Below are 15474 nucleotides of genomic sequence, written 5' to 3'. Positions count from 1 at the left end.
TGTGAAAATCCGTTTGCTCAATGAAACAGCTAGTTCCCTAAAAATGATTTACAAATAGCAACTACCTTCTGTAAATCACTTGGCGCTTTAGCTTCTAACCAAGGATGTTTAGCTCCAAAAACATGATTTGCATTTTCTATAATATGAAACGCTGCTGATGGATTCCAACTAAGTAAATCTTCGGCTTCTGAAATGGCTATTGATGTATCTGCATTACCATGGATAATACAAAATGGAATTTTTAAATTCTTTACTGCTCGTTTAATAGTTAATCGGTCTTCATTAGCAATAAAATCTTCATAAAACTGATAAAAATGTGGCATTTGCTGACCTGTTCTTCCATTTAAAATATACTTAACACCATCATTTTTCCAAGATTCTAATTCACCTGTAGTGGCTGTTCTTCGCTTATAATCTGAAACTCCTGCTAAAGAAATTACTTTTTTCACTCTAGGATCTTCTTCAGCTTTAATACAAACAATTCCTCCAGCTCTACTATGGCCTAAAAGCGCTATAGCATTTTCATTTATTTCATTTTTAAACTTTTCTTCTTGAGAACACCAATCAATTACTTTGTTTAAATCGTCTAACTCTTTTGAATAATTATTATTTCCAAAAGCTTCTAAATCTCCGAACTCTAAAGGGTTTTCTGTAGTCGTTCCATTATGAGAAAAATTAAACTTCATAAAAAACAAACCAGCTTCTGCGAAGGCTTCTCCCATTAAATCCCAAGCTCCCCAATCTTTAAAACCTTTGTAACCATGACAAAAAATTATCACATCTTTTTTTTGATGATTAGACTTGTAGAATACATCAAGTAAAATTGGCTTTTCAAATGTGCTTGATATTTTGATGTTTTTAATTTTTTTCATGGATAGATTTTTTCATAATATCCACAAAATACAAAAGCTCATCTAAAAAAGATGAGCTTCTGCTTATTTTTAATTAAAGAATAATTCTTAAACTACCCCTTGTGCTAACATTGCGTCTGCAACTTTAACAAAACCTGCTATGTTTGCTCCTTTTACGTAGTCCACATAACCAGACTCGTCAGTTCCATACTCAACACAAGCTTTGTGGATATTCTCCATAATATCTTTAAGTCTTTCATCGACCTCTTCACGGGACCAACTTAAACGTAATGAATTCTGACTCATTTCTAAACCTGAAGTTGCAACTCCACCAGCATTAGATGCCTTACCTGGCGCGAATAATACTTTTTCTTTGTGGAATACAGCAATTGCTTCTGGAGTAGAAGGCATGTTAGCTCCTTCACTAACACAAACACATCCATTATCTACTAAAGTTTGAGCTTCTTCACCATTTAACTCATTTTGAGTTGCACATGGTAAAGCAACATCACACTTTACTCCCCAAGGACGCTCTCCTTTAAAGAACTTAGCAGACGGGTATTTCTCTACATATTCGTGAATTCTTCCTCTTTTTACATTCTTTAACTCCATTACGAAAGCCAATTTCTCAGCATCGATTCCATCTTCATCATAAATATAACCAGAAGAATCTGATAATGTAACCACTTTAGCGCCTAATTCAGTAGCTTTTTCACAAGCGTACTGTGCTACATTTCCAGAACCAGAAACCGTTACTATTTTTCCTTCAAAAGAATCTCCTTTAGTTTTTAACATGCTATCAGCAAAGTATACGTTTCCGTAACCTGTTGCTTCTGGTCTAATTAAAGATCCACCCCAAGTAGCTCCTTTACCTGTTAAAACTCCGGTAAATTCGTTTCTTAATTTTTTATACATACCGAACATAAATCCGATTTCTCTTCCTCCAACTCCAATATCTCCAGCAGGAACATCAGTATTAGGGCCAATATGTCTAAATAATTCACTCATAAAGGCGTGACAGAAACGCATAATTTCATTGTCTGACTTTCCTTTCGGATCAAAATCAGATCCACCTTTTCCACCACCCATTGGTAAGGTCGTTAATGAGTTTTTAAATACTTGTTCGAAAGCTAAAAACTTTAAAATACTAGCGTTTACAGTTGGATGAAAACGTAACCCTCCTTTGTAAGGCCCAATAGCAGAATTCATTTGAACTCTGTATCCTCTATTTACCTGAATCTCACCATCATCATCTACCCAGTTTACTCTAAAAGAAATTAATCTTTCAGGTTCAACCATTCTTAATAATATATTTTTTCCGTGGTAAATATCATGCTTAACAATATATGGTATAACAGTTTCTGCTACTTCTTGTACAGCTTGCAAAAATTCTGGTTCATGACCGTTACGTTGTCTAACCAGATCCATAAAGGCCTTTATTTTAGATTCCATAATTTAACTATTCTAAAAATGTTTTTTTTATAAAAATAATGTACAAATATAACTAATTAACTAATTTGATGGTCTAAAAAAGACCTTTTTTTGCTGATACGAAAACGTTGTAGTCGTTGATATAATTTACCAGCCTATTTCAGTAAAAAATATTAAATTTGCCACCTAATTTGACGGATTATGTTAGAAAAGATTACAGGGTTAATTGATGAAGTTAAAAATTTTGAAACTTCTTCTCCTGAAGAAATTGAAAATTTCAGAATTAAATACCTTGGTAGCAAGGGTATTTTAAAGGATTTATTTGCTGAATTTAAAAATGTTCCTAACGAACAAAAAAAAGAATTCGGACAAACAATTAATCTTTTAAAGAAATCTGCTGAGGAAAAAGTAAACACTTTAAAAGAAGCATTAGAAAGTGCAATTGAAGATAAAGGTGTTTATGGAGATTTAACTCGACCATCTGAACCTATTGAATTGGGTTCGAGACATCCTATATCTATTGTTAAAAATCGAATTATTGAAGTTTTTAACAGAATAGGGTTTACTGTATCTGAAGGTCCGGAAATAGAAGATGACTGGCACAACTTTACAGCTTTAAATCTTCCTGAATATCATCCAGCAAGAGATATGCAGGATACTTTCTTTATTGAAAAAAATCCTGACACATTGTTACGTACACATACTTCTTCTGTACAAGTGCGTTACATGGAAAAAAACGAGCCACCAATCCGAACAATTTCTCCAGGTAGGGTTTTTAGAAACGAAGATATTTCCGCAAGAGCACATTGTATTTTCCATCAAGTAGAAGGTTTATACATTGATACCGATGTTTCTTTTGCTGATTTAAAGCAGACTTTATTATACTTTACTAAGGAAATGTTTGGTAAATCTAAAATCAGATTACGTCCGTCGTATTTCCCATTTACCGAGCCAAGTGCTGAAGTAGATATTTACTGGGGATTAGAAACTGAAACTGATTACAGAATCACAAAAGGTACAGGTTGGTTAGAAATTATGGGATGTGGCATGGTTGATCCAAACGTACTTAAAAACTGTAATATTGATCCTACAAAATATTCTGGGTATGCATTTGGAATGGGTATAGAACGTATTGCGATGCTTTTATATCAAATTCCAGATATTAGAATGTTTTACGAAAATGATGTTCGTTTCTTAGAACAATTTAAATCGGTGATTTAACTTTAGAAACATATTTATAAATAAGAGTTGTGAAATTTCAATGATTTTAATTGAGTTTTACAACTTTTTAATTTTTAAGAATTAATACATGAAAAAAGATATTGTAATTCCTGAGGTTACTGGGATTGAAATGGCTGTGGTTTTAGAGCATAATGAGACACATAACACAGATGATTGGTATGTTTATCTTATTAATAAAAAAGAAGTGGCTTTAGACATGATTATGATCGTTTCTCAAGGTTTTTCTGAAACAAAAACTACTACAGTTTTTAGAAAGAAAATACATCAGCTTGGTGCAAATTCCTTTGCTAAAATAGAAATGATACACCCTGATGTGTTTGGTTTATCTAACAGATTTCAAGTTTCATTTTTTGAAGGAAATCAAATTCAAGAAAAAACTTTTGTATTCCAAGCTAATACAATAAAGGAAGGAGCTTTACGTATGGTTCCATCATTAAATAAAAGAGGAATCGTAATAAAATAAAAAATCCTTTTGCAATTGGGGATGCAAAAGGATTAATTTAATCAACCAAATAAATTTAAAAAACCTTCATTTATTTTTTTATAATGAAAAAAACAAAACTATAAGGAATACTTTCATGTATATCACTTATTTACACTTCAAATATAGTTTGGTTTTCTAGAAAAAAATGATCTTATTCGACCTATGGATTTTTATCTGTAGACAAGCTGTTTAATTTCTTCGACGAATGAAATAAAACTCTAAAAGTTAACTCATTAATCTACATCTATAAAAAAAGAAACCCTTTTACATTTGGGGCTTGCAAAAGGGTTGAGTTAGGTTTTAAAAGTAAACCTTATAACTTAAAAATGAAAAAACAAAACTTAAATTGGGATTATTAAATTTTCGTTATTTCTTGAACTATTAACACTTCAAAAGTATAAAGCTTTAAGGGATAATTATTTCATCATTCGATATCTAGTATTTTAACTTTAGATTAACGGTAATTTTTTATCGATGAATTGTTTTTATCGTTTTAAAAACACTTTAAATAGATTCATATGTCTCAACAGTTATATCTGCAGTAACATCTCCTGTGTGTTTAGTGGATAACGGTTCAAAAAGTAAAATATGTACTTCTTCTTTTGCAACAGGCTTATGTAAAACACCTTTGGGTACAACATAAAACTCTCCTTCATTTACAGTTACAGAACTATCTTCTAAATCAATTTGTAATTGTCCTTTAATCACCATAAAAAGCTCGTCTTCATTATCATGCTTGTGAAAAACAAATTCTCCTTTTATTTTAGCTAGCAGGACTTGTTGACCGTTGAGTTCAGCTATTTTTTTTGGAGACCATTGATCTGTAAATAGACTAAACTTGTCTTTAATATTAATTACTTTTGACATAATTCTTATGCTTTTAGTTACTGTTTAAGTTAACTACATTTTCTGTTTCAATTTTTGAAAGTTCTTTTAACTTTCCTTCTTCATATAACTTTGGTAACTCTGACAAAGGAGTTCCTACTTCGGCTTTATAATTTATATAATCCTGAAAAATAATTCCTCCAATATTTCTTTTATTGTAACTACTTCTAAAACGTACACCTCCATTATTTACTTTGTAGTTGTAAGCTAAATAATCAATCGTATGGGTTTTAGAATTTACCCAGTAATAAAACTGATCTTCAAAATCTTTCCCTCCACCTTCTTGATTAAAGGTAACTTGTACAATTTTATATGTTTCGTTTTTAATTGTTACTTCTCTTTTAAATTCTTTATTAACCGCAGCGTCATTCAATTTATAAGGAAGTGTGGCAAAGTATATTACTGAATTTAAAGCTTCAGAATATCTTAATTTATCTCTCTCATTAAGTTCTACAGATTCTCCATTAATTGTTCTAGTAATACTTCCATTATCTAAAATATCTTCTACAATTTTATCCTCTACTTTTCTTTTTACTGTATAGATGTAAGAATTCTCTGAGTTCTTAAATGAATATTCATTTTTTCGAAAAATAAAGCTATAATATGCGTTATCATACAAGTTTCCTCCGTGAGCTTTTATAGCTTCATTAATTATTTTATCTCCTTCAGAAACTGCAATTTCTACTTCTTTCTTTATCTCTTCTTTCTTTTCTTCTGTTTTTAATTGGCATGAAATCGCAAATAATGATGTCATTAAAATTATTCCGCCTAAAAAAGTTTTTTTCATTGTTTAGTTTGTTTTTATCAATACTAGTCTATTTTTTTGGAGTAACTTACAAGTAAATCAAATAATTTTATTAGTACAACTTCAAAAATGGATATAAGCCTAAAATACTGAAGGGTTACTTTAATTAAAGTAACCCTTCAGTATTTTATTTGTATGTAATTAATTTATTCTATCTAAGATTTATGATTGATTTACCCACCTTTCTTTTACCGATGTATACGTTTACTGTATAATCTCCTTCGTTCATAGAAGCTCGGTCTACAGAAACTAAAGAAACCACACTAATTTTTTCTCTATCATAATCTATACTAATAAGGTCATTATATGATATTTCGTTTTTAGAACCACTTTTTTCAGAAGGGACAGTGTTATTGTGATCATCTAAAATTTGAACAAAGATTTCGCGATTTCCAATATTTGCTAATTCATTAGGTAAAATGTCAAACTTAATTCTAAATGCATCTGTTTTCTTGTAGCGATTGGTTGTTGTGTATTTACCATTACTTTTTTCTTTTAGAGCTTCAACAAGAACAGAACTAATTTCTATTGTCCCTGCAATATTTACTTTACGTTTTAAAGCTAGCTCTTCTCTTTTCAACTTTTTGTTTTCTGCAACTAAAGAACTGAATGATTTTTCTTCGGCTTGAAGATCTTTTTTTACTTGTGTATTTTCACTACGTAATTTTGTGTTTTGCTTTTGTAATGATTCTACTTTTAAAAACAACTTTCTATTTTCACGTTCAAGTTTTGTAATTTTTAATGAATACTTAAACAGTAAGTCATAATTTACTTTTTCAAGTTGTTCTACAGAGTCTTTTAAAGCTATGATTTTATTCATACCATTAACCACTCTTTTTGTTAACCACTTCTTTTTAGAAGTAATTTCTTTGTAGTCTGCTACAATTTTATTGAGTTCGTTTTGGAGTAGTTTTTTCTCTTTGAAAAATTCGTCTTCTAACTCATTTTTGTTCTCATGAGTATTAAAAGAATAGATAACTAATAAAATTAAAAGAATTGCTGGTGAAAAATTCAATACTTTTTTCACCGAAGAGTTGTTTAAAACTTTCATTGCAAGGGGGATAAAAATTTAACATCGTAAAAATAAAAATGACTTAGAGTTTTCTCTTTTTCGTTCGATTAATGGTTGTTTTAAATCGTTGAATATAGAAAGAAAGTCGACAAATTGTAATTGAGCCTACAATTAAAATACCTTTTCAATATACAAAAAAATCTTTAATTATAGTACTTTCGCTGAAAACAACTTTTATGAATATGCAAGATTTAGTTGCAGAATTTTCTTCTTGGGTTTGGGGTTTTCCTTTATTAATACTCCTTATTGGTGGTGGTTTAATTTTATTTATTTATTCTGGTTTAGTTCCTTTCCGATATTTAGGTCATGCTGTAAATATTCTAAGAGGAAAATACGACAAACATAATTCTCCAGGAGATCTTTCACATTACGAAGCTTTATCTTCTGCCATTGCTGCAACTGTTGGTATGGGAAATATTAGTGGAGTTGCTATTGCAATTGCTACTGGTGGACCTGGTGCTATTTTTTGGATGTGGGTAAGTGCTTTTGTAGGAATGGCAACAAAGTTTTTTACTTGTAGTTTATCTATAATGTACCGTGGAAAAGATGAAGATGGAAATGTAAAAGGCGGACCAATGTATGTAATTACAGAAGGTTTAGGAAAAAAATGGAAGCCTTTAGCGCTGTTTTTTGCTTCAGCAGGATTAATTGGTACACTACCTGCATTTCAGGCCAATCAGTTAACACAAACTTTAATTGATGTTTTTGAAGTAAATGAAAGCAATATTCAAACTTCTAAATTATTATTGGGGATTACTATCGGAATTATTACTGCTTTGGTAATTTTTGGAGGAATTAAAAGAATTGGAAAAATTGCAGGTAAGTTAGTTCCTGTGATGGTAGCTATTTATTTAATTACTGTGCTTTCTATTTTAATTTTAAAAATTGAAAATATTCCTAGTATGTTTTCTTTAATCTTTACGGATGCTTTTTCAGGAAATGCAGTTATGGGTGGAACATTAGGTGCTCTGATTATTACTGGTGTGAAAAGAGCTGCTTTTTCTAATGAAGCTGGTTTAGGAACAGCGCCAATGATGCACGGAACGGCAAAGACTAATGAACCAATTCGTGAAGGTTTGGTAGCTATGTTAGGACCAGCTATAGACACATTACTTGTTTGTACGCTTACAGCTTTAGCTATACTGGCTTCTGGTATTTGGAAAGGCTTTAAGGGAAATGGAATATCATTAACATTAACTGCTTTTGATTCTGTTTTACCTTATGGAATTGGTAGTATTATATTAACTATTTGTGTTTTAATTTTCGCTTTTTCAACTTTATTTACATACTCTTTCTACGGATATTCTTGTTTATGTTTTTTAACCAATACAAAAATTGGGAAGTATTACAATTACATTTACATAGCTGCTATAGTAATTGCTGCAAACGTAAAATTAGATTTCGTAATTAATTTAATTGATAGTGGCTATGCTTTAATGGCAATACCAACCGTACTTTCTACCTTAATATTAGCTCCTAAAGTAAAAAGAGCTGCAAACGATTATTTTACGAGATTAAAAGCTGAAAAAAGTTCGTAGTTATTTTCTTAAATAAAATTTTACACTCTTATAAAGCATAATTCCGCTAAGTATAAAAATAAGAGCTCCCCACATCCAATAAGTTCCAAATGTATTGGCTGCAATATTTTGTGTGTCGGAGGTCATTGTTTGTCCGTTACGTTCAAATTCCTTTGTAAATAAATAATTAAACTGAAGATAAGTACTTAAAATACATTGTAACCCTAAGAACAAAACAGTAATTGTTTCAATCTTTTTATTTTTTAAAAACATAATAACAATTAACGCTATAGTAATAGCTCCTAAAACAACAATTCCCCAGTACGATCGAATCCATATAATTAAAGATAGAATCATGACTCCTGTCAGAATTCGTAACATAATTGCAGCATGTTTTTGTGATCTAGCCGACATAATTAGAATACTTCCTGAAATAGCAGGACCGAACAACCCACCCGTTGCTGTAAGCGCACTACAAAGATAAATAGGTAAAAATCGATTCGTTACTGAAGAATAAGCTACACCTCCACCATTCTGATAGATTTCTAAATAATGAAATTTGCCTCCAGTTAAAAGAGCGGTTAATCCATGTCCCATTTCATGAAACCATGTTCCTAAAAGCCTAAAAGGATATTGTATTTGAACAAAATATGGTAACTGTAACAATAGAAATATGGCAACTGCTACAATTAAAATCGTATAATCTAACTTTTTTGAAATCACTTTCTACATTTACAATTATTCAGAAAACAGTTCTGAAACTCTCTTTTGCATTTCCATTGCTAAAAAAGAATCTCTTCCTCCACGTTTCTCTAGCTCAGCAATTACATTTAAATAACTTTGCTCATCTAAGCTTTGACTTAATTTAAACACCGTATCTAAACAATCCACTTTAATTTCAAATCCTGTAATGTATGGCATCCATTTATTGGTGTAACTATCTGATAAATTATCATAAATTGTTGGTGAATTCTCATTTCCATTTTCATGAAGCAATGTAAATGTTTTCATTAAAGACACTAACTTTTCTCCTTCAAAAAAAGAAACTTTTCCTTCTGCATGAACACTCATATAATTCCAAGTTGAACCTTTGTTTGGACTCACACACCAAGAAGCGCTAACGTATCCATTAGGTCCAGTAAAAACCGATAATACATTTGGATTTTCTTGAAACGCTTTACAATGATCTGTTTCTTTCATCATATGCCCTACGATGTACAAATCATCATTTCGCTTTTCTACAATTACAGGAATTTGAGTGGCAACTGGTTTCCCTTTTTCATTCACACCTGTAATTTGAACGAAAGGATATTCTTTGATAAAATCTAGAATTTCTTGTTCATTCTTAGCTTTATAACTCGATACGTTATACATGATTCTTAAATTTTCATTAGAATTTATCTATAAAACTAAAAAAATCGTTCTTTTAGCACAAGAACGATCTTCTTTATTTGATTTTTAAATAACTATTTAGCTTTTCTTTGTTAATGTTTCATTCTCAAAACTCAATCCTTCAAAACCAGTATTCATAAAGTTTCTGATATTTTGATGACCAGTTCCATTAGGTTCATTAACAACTTCAGCATAATATTGTCCGAAACAAGCTAAGGTTTCCTCTTGTGTAAGTCCTTCTTGAATTGCAAATGAAAATACTTTACATGAACCCTGATTTTGAGAAACTTCATTTTCTAAAACTCCATTTTTAAATGCTGAAGGAGTAAAGTTATAATTGTCTTCAATTACCGCTATTGTTTCTGAAAAATCTATTGTAGTAGGTTCGTTTTGTAATTTATGTTTGAATTCTTGTAGTGTCATTTCTCCGATGTTTTAGAAATACAAAAAAATAGATAATTCAACTTAAAAACTAAACTATAGTAATTTTTTACAAACTAACAATTATAGTTAAATTTGCGCATCAAAGACACTTCTTTAACTTTTAGTTTAAGGAAATGAAATTTCATACTCTTCTCCTACTTCTTCATCATTTTCATCTACTTCACTCCATTCAAATTGATGTGTGATATTTTTTTCTCTAAGCTTTTTTGTAAAGTTATTAATGAATTCATTTGCTTCTAATAAAGTTCCTTTCAACTCAACTTGAAATAAAACACCTTTTTCAAAATAATTATGACTATAAATTTCTAAAAAGTCATCTTCATATTTTATTTCCCTTTCTATATCTATAGCAAATCGATCTCTTATCTTTTTTCTTTGGTAGAAATGATATTAAAATTTCTTTAATAAAATCAAGGTTAGTTTCTAAATAACCATTATATATGTATGTTTTTTTCATATAATTAATCTATTCGGAAGAAACTTCAAACTGTTCTCCAAGATCATTCCCTTTTCCGTCTCCATATCCATATTCAAAATTGAAATACCCAATATTATTTTCTCTTAATTTACCTACAATTGTAGAAACAAAATTATGAGCATAAGATAAATCTTGCTTTAATTCACAATCAAAAATTATTGTTTCATTTTCATCTTCTTCCTCATTACCATGAATATAAAAATACATCTCTTCATCTTTATAATTAATTTCATAACCAAAATCTTTAAGTTTTAATTCTAATTTTGAATTATTAATTTCCTCAATCTCATTTAAAATGCTATACAACTTTTTATTTGTTACCTCAATACTTCCGTTTATATATATGTTATTCATTAACTTCTTTATCTTTTAGCTTAAGGAAATGAAATTTCATACTCTTCTCCTACTTCTTCATCATTTTCACCTACTCCACTCCATTCAAATTGATGTGTGATATTTTTTTCTCTAAGCTTTTTTGTAAAGTTATTAATGAATTCATTTGCTTCTACAAACGAACCTAACAATTCAATATCAATTAAAAAACCATTATTTCCATCTTCATGGATATATATATCTAATTTTTCATCTTTATAATTAATTTCTTTTTCAATATCTGCAGCGTATCTCTCTTTAACTTTTGATGAAATTAGCATTTCTCTCATCAAGGAAATTAAAGGTTGGTACTCTATTTTAATATAACCTACATAAGTGAATCTCTTTTTCATTCTTCTATTTTCTCCATTATATTCTGACCTAAAATATATTCTAAGTTTTCAGTTTTCACATCTATTGCTACAGTATAGATATTCGTTGTATATGGATTTCCTTCAATATTTTCTAATGAATAATGTGTTAGGTGTAAATCCTTACTTTCGTTAGGATTAGTAGTAGGAGCATTTTGTCTAATTCCTGAATAACTTATTCGTGATTCATCTATGCTATTAAGTCTTTTTTCAAGGTGTTTTTTTACTTTTTTTATGATATCTTGTTCATTCATATTTTGAATTGTTATTCAATAGTAAATTTCTCTTTAAGATATTTAAAAAGCTCTTTTGAAGAAGTGAAATCTTTGTTTACAGCTGATTGCCCCACTAAATAAGAAAGTAAAATTTGATTTTGTGTTATTCTTATTTGAAAAGCTGACCCAAATTTAAAATTTGTATTAGAACCATGTATTCCTGCTATAATCCATTTTTCATTATCATTTTTACGTACAAAAGATTTATATCCTTGTTCTTCTAGTTTATTATGTATTGTGTTTAAACTGATGGACATTGTTTTATTAAATATAAAATTGATATTTACATAAGGAATAAGCTTAAGCTTTTTATCATTTTAAAGACCTTTAATCTTTTTATTGAATTGGATATTTTTCTTGAATAAAAGCAATTAGATTTTCAATACTTTCAAAATCACTATAAACAAGTATTTGTCCATTAAAGTACATATGCTTAATAATCTTATTCGGAATTGTTATTTGAGATATAGTACCTAAAATAGGTTCACCATGCTCATTATCTATTACACAGAATAAAATTCCATCTGCTTCTTGCAAATATGGAGAATATCCTATTTTTTTATTTCTTGTAAATCATAAGCATCTTTCAAATATTCAGCAGAATCATTATTAAATACTGCGTCTTCTAATGAGTCTAAATCATATAACTCCCAGATTTGAGTCATCAAATTTCTTTTTAATTTATTCATTAAAAATAATTCTTTGATTGATGAAATTTTATTTTTGGTTTCATCTTTCAGAGATAAAGTGATCTGTTGTGTTGAAATAATGCTTACTTTCTAGGAGTAAAATAATCTTCAATATCCATAAAACGAGTAACATCCGTTTGTACGTAAAGCATCTCTAAAGTTTCTAAGTCAGAAATAACAGTCTGTTTTTTACCAAATTTAGGTTCACTCATACTTGTAATTAAAACTGTTTTCTTTGTTGTTCCATCTTTTAAAAGACGATTTTCATATAGATAAGAAAATATACTTCTTTTTGGAATATTATTTTCATCTAACTTTTCTTTGACTCTTTTTGTAATTTCTAATTCTTTAGCTTCTATTTCTTGTTTCTTCTTTGGAGACCATTTTTTTCTGTTTTCCATCATTTGATGCACTTCATCTTCTATCTCTTTTATTTTACTTTTATAATCCATAATATTATTTTTAATGTAACGTTTTGATTTTTAGACAATTACCTTGTTCTAGAATTAAATTCATTCACTTATGATAAAAGAATTACAGAAGAATTAAAAGAAACTTAATGAATCTTAAAATTATTATGACTTTTTGTTGATTCTAATTCTTACAGGTACTTTATGGTTTTCATGAATATAGTCTCTTATTTCTTGCTGTTCATTTTCTGATACATCATTTGACCATCCAATATGATCTCCATGGAATGAAAAAACCTTTTTTATATCAGGACAATATTCAAAAAAGTTTTTAAATTTTTCTTGTAGTTTTTTATGTTCTGATATGTCATATTTTTCTGGTAACTCTAAATTTAGAAATACTTTTTTATGCCATAATAATATTTTTCCATTAAGTACATAAACATTTCGCTCTCCTTGTTTTTCATAAACGTTATTCAAAGATTTTTTTGGTTTTCTAGTTTTATCAAATTCAATTAATTCATTAATAATTACTCTTATTTCTGGTTTCATCTTTTACTTATTTTTAATAATTTAAATATATAAAATCAAGTAAATCATTAATTTCTTCATGATCTACATTTATTTTGACAGCTTTTTGGAATGCCCTTTCGTGAAAAAACGCACGTTTTTCTAATTGATATACGTCTCCTTTAAATCCACTTAGGTTATCTAAAGTGTGGGTTCCTTCGTGTACAATTTCACTCATAAATTCATCTACAGGTTTAGAGGCTCTAAAATAATTTTCATCCCCAATATTAAAGGCTGCTGTAGCTTTAGCTTCGTCAAGAGTGTCTCCAAAATCCATTAAAATTTGTTCAAAATCTGTGTCTTCTAATATCTTAATAACCATTTCTCCATCATCAATCAATTTTGCTATTCTATTAGCTTGTTCGGTAAACCCTTGTAAATTTTTAACTATTTCTTTTTTCGTCAGATTAGCTATGCTTTTTCCTTTCCATTTTTTTACAAATTGTTTGAACTGTTCTGTTTTCTTTGAGTTAACTTGTAAATCTAAATCATCAAAGATTTCTTCAATTTCCTTTTTGTTAAATAATTTTAAATCGTCAATAGCTTTTTTACCATAACGTTTAATATATTGAAGCCCTTTTTTTGAAAAATTAATAAACCCAGCGACTCCATTTACTAATTGAAAAATACCTGTCAACAAAGATACAATTTGTATAGCATCATGAGCCAAGTTGTAATAAAGTCGTTCAACGTTCCCTTCTTGGATAGCTCTTCTATATTCTTGAGTAGCACCTTCAATGATCGCTTGAAAGATACCTTCTTCAAATAATTTTTTAAGTCCGTTTATAAATGCTTCTTTCTCTTTTTCACTCCCCAATATTTTAGTGAAAAGAGATAGCATTTCAGGTATTGCTTTGGCTTCATCTATAATTCCATTAATAAAACCACAAACCTTGGCGTTAAATAAAGTGTCTCTTTCAATAAGAGGGAGATAGTTTTCCAACTTTGGATTCCAGTGATGTTCCTTGAATTTATAACTTTCAATTTTTTCTACAGCAAAGTTGGCTGCTTGCAAAGCAAGAAATAAAGCAGGGTTTGTATTAAATATTTCAGTATTTAACTCACTACTTTCTTTTCTCTCTAAAATCCATAACTGTATTAATGCATCTCCAAGACCTCTGTTAGTAGCTCTATCAATAATTCTTTTACTGTAAATATTAGTATTTAATTCAGCTTTAATTTCATTAATGATTAGTCGTTCAATAGAGTCTTGCGTTATCTCTTTTTCTTTTAGATCTCTAGCAATATTGGTTCCTAATTGAACTTTTATAAAAGAACTGCTTTTATGTACTAACCAAATATAAATTTCATTGGGTTTAGGAGCTATTTTAACTCCTTCATTAATTGTAGTGTCTGTTTTTAATTGTACATCTCTCTGAGATCTTTCAATAAAAACATATGGTTTGTATTTACCAGCTATGGTAAAATCTTCCATAAAAAAAACTACTTTTTTCGAAAAAAGAACATTGAATTCAGCTAGCTCAGTTGCCTCACTTTCAACTTCCAAAGTATTAAGAACATAACGCATCATATTATCATGCACTAACTCTTTATTAAAAAAACTTTGAAACTTTTTTTTATCCGTTTGGTAGATTTTGTTTTCTAATGAATCTGTAGATACTATTGACTTACTATTTTCCAAAGATTTCTTTAAATAGTTTTTAAATCGTTTTCCAAATTTAAAGGACACATCAATAGTTTCGTTTTCATCTACTTCAACAAATGTTAACACTTCATTTTCAGAAACCTGTATTCGGTCTTTTCTTTCTTGTGCTAATACTCCTTTTGGATATGTGTAATTAATTAGGCTGATTAAATATTCATGGTCATCAAAAGTGAATAATTTTCTTTCTGCCTTTTTTAATCCATTAAATAACTCAGCACCGTCATACATCCACATTCCTTTTCCTTTATAATATTTTTTAATGTATGGTAAAAATTTATCAGCAAAATCAATACTCTTGTAAGTGTTCCGATCAATATTAAAAACTTCATGCGGTCGTGCATGAAATTTTAGATCATCAAAAGAACCTTCTTGGAATGGACTCTCGGGTTGTTCTATTTTTTTTATTCCTGAGATTTGCGCAAAGCTCTTTTTATTGAACTCGTGAAGTTCATCAAGTGTTTTAAATGATAGCATAGCGATTATTTTTATTTTCAACAAATGTAGCAACAATTCAAACATA

At 29.2% G+C, this 15474-nt stretch carries 20 protein-coding genes; 3 read left to right on the top strand and 17 right to left on the bottom strand.

The annotated features are described in order from the left end of the window. Positions 1-29 precede the first annotated feature (29 nt). Positions 30-872, bottom strand: a complete 843-nt coding sequence (locus AQ1685_RS00825) for an alpha/beta hydrolase family protein (protein WP_095068841.1) — start codon at positions 870-872, stop codon at positions 30-32. 87 nt (positions 873-959) lie between these two features. After that, positions 960-2303 (bottom strand): NADP-specific glutamate dehydrogenase, encoded by a 1344-nt coding sequence (gene gdhA, locus AQ1685_RS00820; RefSeq protein WP_095068840.1) that lies wholly within the window; start codon positions 2301-2303, stop codon positions 960-962. A 180-nt stretch (positions 2304-2483) separates the two neighbouring features. Between gdhA and pheS the strand changes: the two genes are divergently transcribed. Then, positions 2484-3503 (top strand): phenylalanine--tRNA ligase subunit alpha, encoded by a 1020-nt coding sequence (gene pheS / locus AQ1685_RS00815; RefSeq protein WP_095068839.1) that lies wholly within the window; start codon positions 2484-2486, stop codon positions 3501-3503. An 88-nt stretch (positions 3504-3591) separates the two neighbouring features. Next, positions 3592-3987: a hypothetical protein gene (locus AQ1685_RS00810; protein ID WP_095068838.1), complete on the top strand. Its 396-nt coding sequence runs from the start codon at positions 3592-3594 to the stop codon at positions 3985-3987. Positions 3988-4512: 525 nt separating this feature from the next. Here AQ1685_RS00810 and AQ1685_RS00805 read toward each other — a convergent pair. The 3 genes from AQ1685_RS00805 to AQ1685_RS00795 all read right to left on the bottom strand — a co-directional run bounded on the left by AQ1685_RS00805 (position 4513) and on the right by AQ1685_RS00795 (position 6725). Continuing rightward, positions 4513-4875 (bottom strand): cupin domain-containing protein, encoded by a 363-nt coding sequence (locus tag AQ1685_RS00805; RefSeq protein WP_095068837.1) that lies wholly within the window; start codon positions 4873-4875, stop codon positions 4513-4515. Between the two features lie 13 nt (positions 4876-4888). Continuing rightward, a complete protein-coding gene (locus tag AQ1685_RS00800; protein WP_095068836.1) occupies positions 4889-5680 on the bottom strand; it encodes a DUF6503 family protein in 792 nt (263 codons plus the stop codon). A 169-nt stretch (positions 5681-5849) separates the two neighbouring features. Further along, positions 5850-6725: a hypothetical protein gene (locus AQ1685_RS00795; RefSeq protein ID WP_157730037.1), complete on the bottom strand. Its 876-nt coding sequence runs from the start codon at positions 6723-6725 to the stop codon at positions 5850-5852. Between the two features lie 221 nt (positions 6726-6946). Here AQ1685_RS00795 and AQ1685_RS00790 point away from each other — a divergent pair, with 221 nt between their 5' ends. Beyond that, entirely contained in the window at positions 6947-8308 is a 1362-nt protein-coding gene (locus AQ1685_RS00790) for an alanine/glycine:cation symporter family protein (protein ID WP_197697491.1), read from the top strand. Here the strand turns inward: AQ1685_RS00790 and AQ1685_RS00785 are convergent, their stop codons facing one another. From AQ1685_RS00785 to AQ1685_RS00730, 12 genes are all read right to left on the bottom strand, one after another. After that, entirely contained in the window at positions 8309-9010 is a 702-nt protein-coding gene (locus AQ1685_RS00785) for a M50 family metallopeptidase (protein WP_095068833.1), read from the bottom strand. Between the two features lie 15 nt (positions 9011-9025). Continuing rightward, a complete protein-coding gene (locus tag AQ1685_RS00780; RefSeq protein ID WP_095068832.1) occupies positions 9026-9661 on the bottom strand; it encodes an FMN-binding negative transcriptional regulator in 636 nt (211 codons plus the stop codon). Between the two features lie 96 nt (positions 9662-9757). Further along, positions 9758-10102 carry a HopJ type III effector protein gene (locus AQ1685_RS00775; protein WP_095068831.1) on the bottom strand — a complete coding sequence of 115 codons (345 nt, stop codon included), beginning with the start codon at positions 10100-10102 and terminating at the stop codon, positions 9758-9760. Between the two features lie 126 nt (positions 10103-10228). After that, positions 10229-10378, bottom strand: coding sequence for a hypothetical protein (locus AQ1685_RS00770; protein WP_157730036.1), 150 nt, complete (start codon positions 10376-10378; stop codon positions 10229-10231). A 211-nt stretch (positions 10379-10589) separates the two neighbouring features. Next, a complete protein-coding gene (locus AQ1685_RS00765) occupies positions 10590-10955 on the bottom strand; it encodes a hypothetical protein (RefSeq protein WP_095068830.1) in 366 nt (121 codons plus the stop codon). A 20-nt stretch (positions 10956-10975) separates the two neighbouring features. Beyond that, complete coding sequence (locus AQ1685_RS00760; RefSeq protein WP_095068829.1) at positions 10976-11326, bottom strand: hypothetical protein; 351 nt, start codon at positions 11324-11326, stop codon at positions 10976-10978. After that, complete coding sequence (locus AQ1685_RS00755) at positions 11323-11598, bottom strand: hypothetical protein (RefSeq protein ID WP_095068828.1); 276 nt, start codon at positions 11596-11598, stop codon at positions 11323-11325. The genes AQ1685_RS00760 and AQ1685_RS00755 overlap by 4 nt, the downstream gene beginning before the upstream one ends. Positions 11599-11609: 11 nt before the next feature. Continuing rightward, positions 11610-11876: a hypothetical protein gene (locus AQ1685_RS00750; protein WP_095068827.1), complete on the bottom strand. Its 267-nt coding sequence runs from the start codon at positions 11874-11876 to the stop codon at positions 11610-11612. A 79-nt stretch (positions 11877-11955) separates the two neighbouring features. Then, a complete protein-coding gene (locus AQ1685_RS00745) occupies positions 11956-12156 on the bottom strand; it encodes a hypothetical protein (RefSeq protein ID WP_095068826.1) in 201 nt (66 codons plus the stop codon). Between the two features lie 235 nt (positions 12157-12391). Further along, on the bottom strand, positions 12392-12760 hold the full coding sequence (locus AQ1685_RS00740) for a hypothetical protein (protein ID WP_095068825.1): 369 nt from the start codon (positions 12758-12760) through the stop codon (positions 12392-12394). 123 nt (positions 12761-12883) lie between these two features. Continuing rightward, positions 12884-13270, bottom strand: a complete 387-nt coding sequence (locus AQ1685_RS00735) for a hypothetical protein (RefSeq protein ID WP_095068824.1) — start codon at positions 13268-13270, stop codon at positions 12884-12886. Positions 13271-13283: 13 nt separating this feature from the next. Further along, the gene (locus AQ1685_RS00730; protein WP_095068823.1) at positions 13284-15428 is read right to left on the bottom strand and encodes a hypothetical protein; all 2145 of its coding nucleotides are present in this window, start codon (positions 15426-15428) and stop codon (positions 13284-13286) included. Between the last annotated feature and the right edge of the window lie 46 nt (positions 15429-15474).

Source organism: Tenacibaculum jejuense (assembly GCF_900198195.1).
In the GTDB taxonomy this organism is placed as follows: Bacteria; Bacteroidota; Bacteroidia; order Flavobacteriales; family Flavobacteriaceae; genus Polaribacter; species Polaribacter jejuensis.
The sequence above is the reverse complement of the archived record's forward strand: the minus strand, read 5'-3'. Positions and strand labels throughout refer to the sequence as shown.

Coding starts and splice junctions, on each gene's coding strand:
- AQ1685_RS00735 (WP_095068824.1), bottom strand. CDS start 13,270: ATGAAACCAGAAATAAGAGTAATTATTAATGAATTAATTGAATTTGAT.
- AQ1685_RS00765 (WP_095068830.1), bottom strand. CDS start 10,955: ATGAATAACATATATATAAACGGAAGTATTGAGGTAACAAATAAAAAG.
- AQ1685_RS00755 (WP_095068828.1), bottom strand. CDS start 11,598: ATGAATGAACAAGATATCATAAAAAAAGTAAAAAAACACCTTGAAAAA.
- AQ1685_RS00780 (WP_095068832.1), bottom strand. CDS start 9,661: ATGTATAACGTATCGAGTTATAAAGCTAAGAATGAACAAGAAATTCTA.
- AQ1685_RS00730 (WP_095068823.1), bottom strand. CDS start 15,428: ATGCTATCATTTAAAACACTTGATGAACTTCACGAGTTCAATAAAAAG.
- gdhA (WP_095068840.1), bottom strand. CDS start 2,303: ATGGAATCTAAAATAAAGGCCTTTATGGATCTGGTTAGACAACGTAAC.
- pheS (WP_095068839.1), top strand. CDS start 2,484: ATGTTAGAAAAGATTACAGGGTTAATTGATGAAGTTAAAAATTTTGAA.
- AQ1685_RS00740 (WP_095068825.1), bottom strand. CDS start 12,760: ATGGATTATAAAAGTAAAATAAAAGAGATAGAAGATGAAGTGCATCAA.
- AQ1685_RS00775 (WP_095068831.1), bottom strand. CDS start 10,102: ATGACACTACAAGAATTCAAACATAAATTACAAAACGAACCTACTACA.
- AQ1685_RS00800 (WP_095068836.1), bottom strand. CDS start 5,680: ATGAAAAAAACTTTTTTAGGCGGAATAATTTTAATGACATCATTATTT.
- AQ1685_RS00825 (WP_095068841.1), bottom strand. CDS start 872: ATGAAAAAAATTAAAAACATCAAAATATCAAGCACATTTGAAAAGCCA.
- AQ1685_RS00790 (WP_197697491.1), top strand. CDS start 6,947: ATGAATATGCAAGATTTAGTTGCAGAATTTTCTTCTTGGGTTTGGGGT.
- AQ1685_RS00750 (WP_095068827.1), bottom strand. CDS start 11,876: ATGTCCATCAGTTTAAACACAATACATAATAAACTAGAAGAACAAGGA.
- AQ1685_RS00760 (WP_095068829.1), bottom strand. CDS start 11,326: ATGAAAAAGAGATTCACTTATGTAGGTTATATTAAAATAGAGTACCAA.
- AQ1685_RS00805 (WP_095068837.1), bottom strand. CDS start 4,875: ATGTCAAAAGTAATTAATATTAAAGACAAGTTTAGTCTATTTACAGAT.
- AQ1685_RS00810 (WP_095068838.1), top strand. CDS start 3,592: ATGAAAAAAGATATTGTAATTCCTGAGGTTACTGGGATTGAAATGGCT.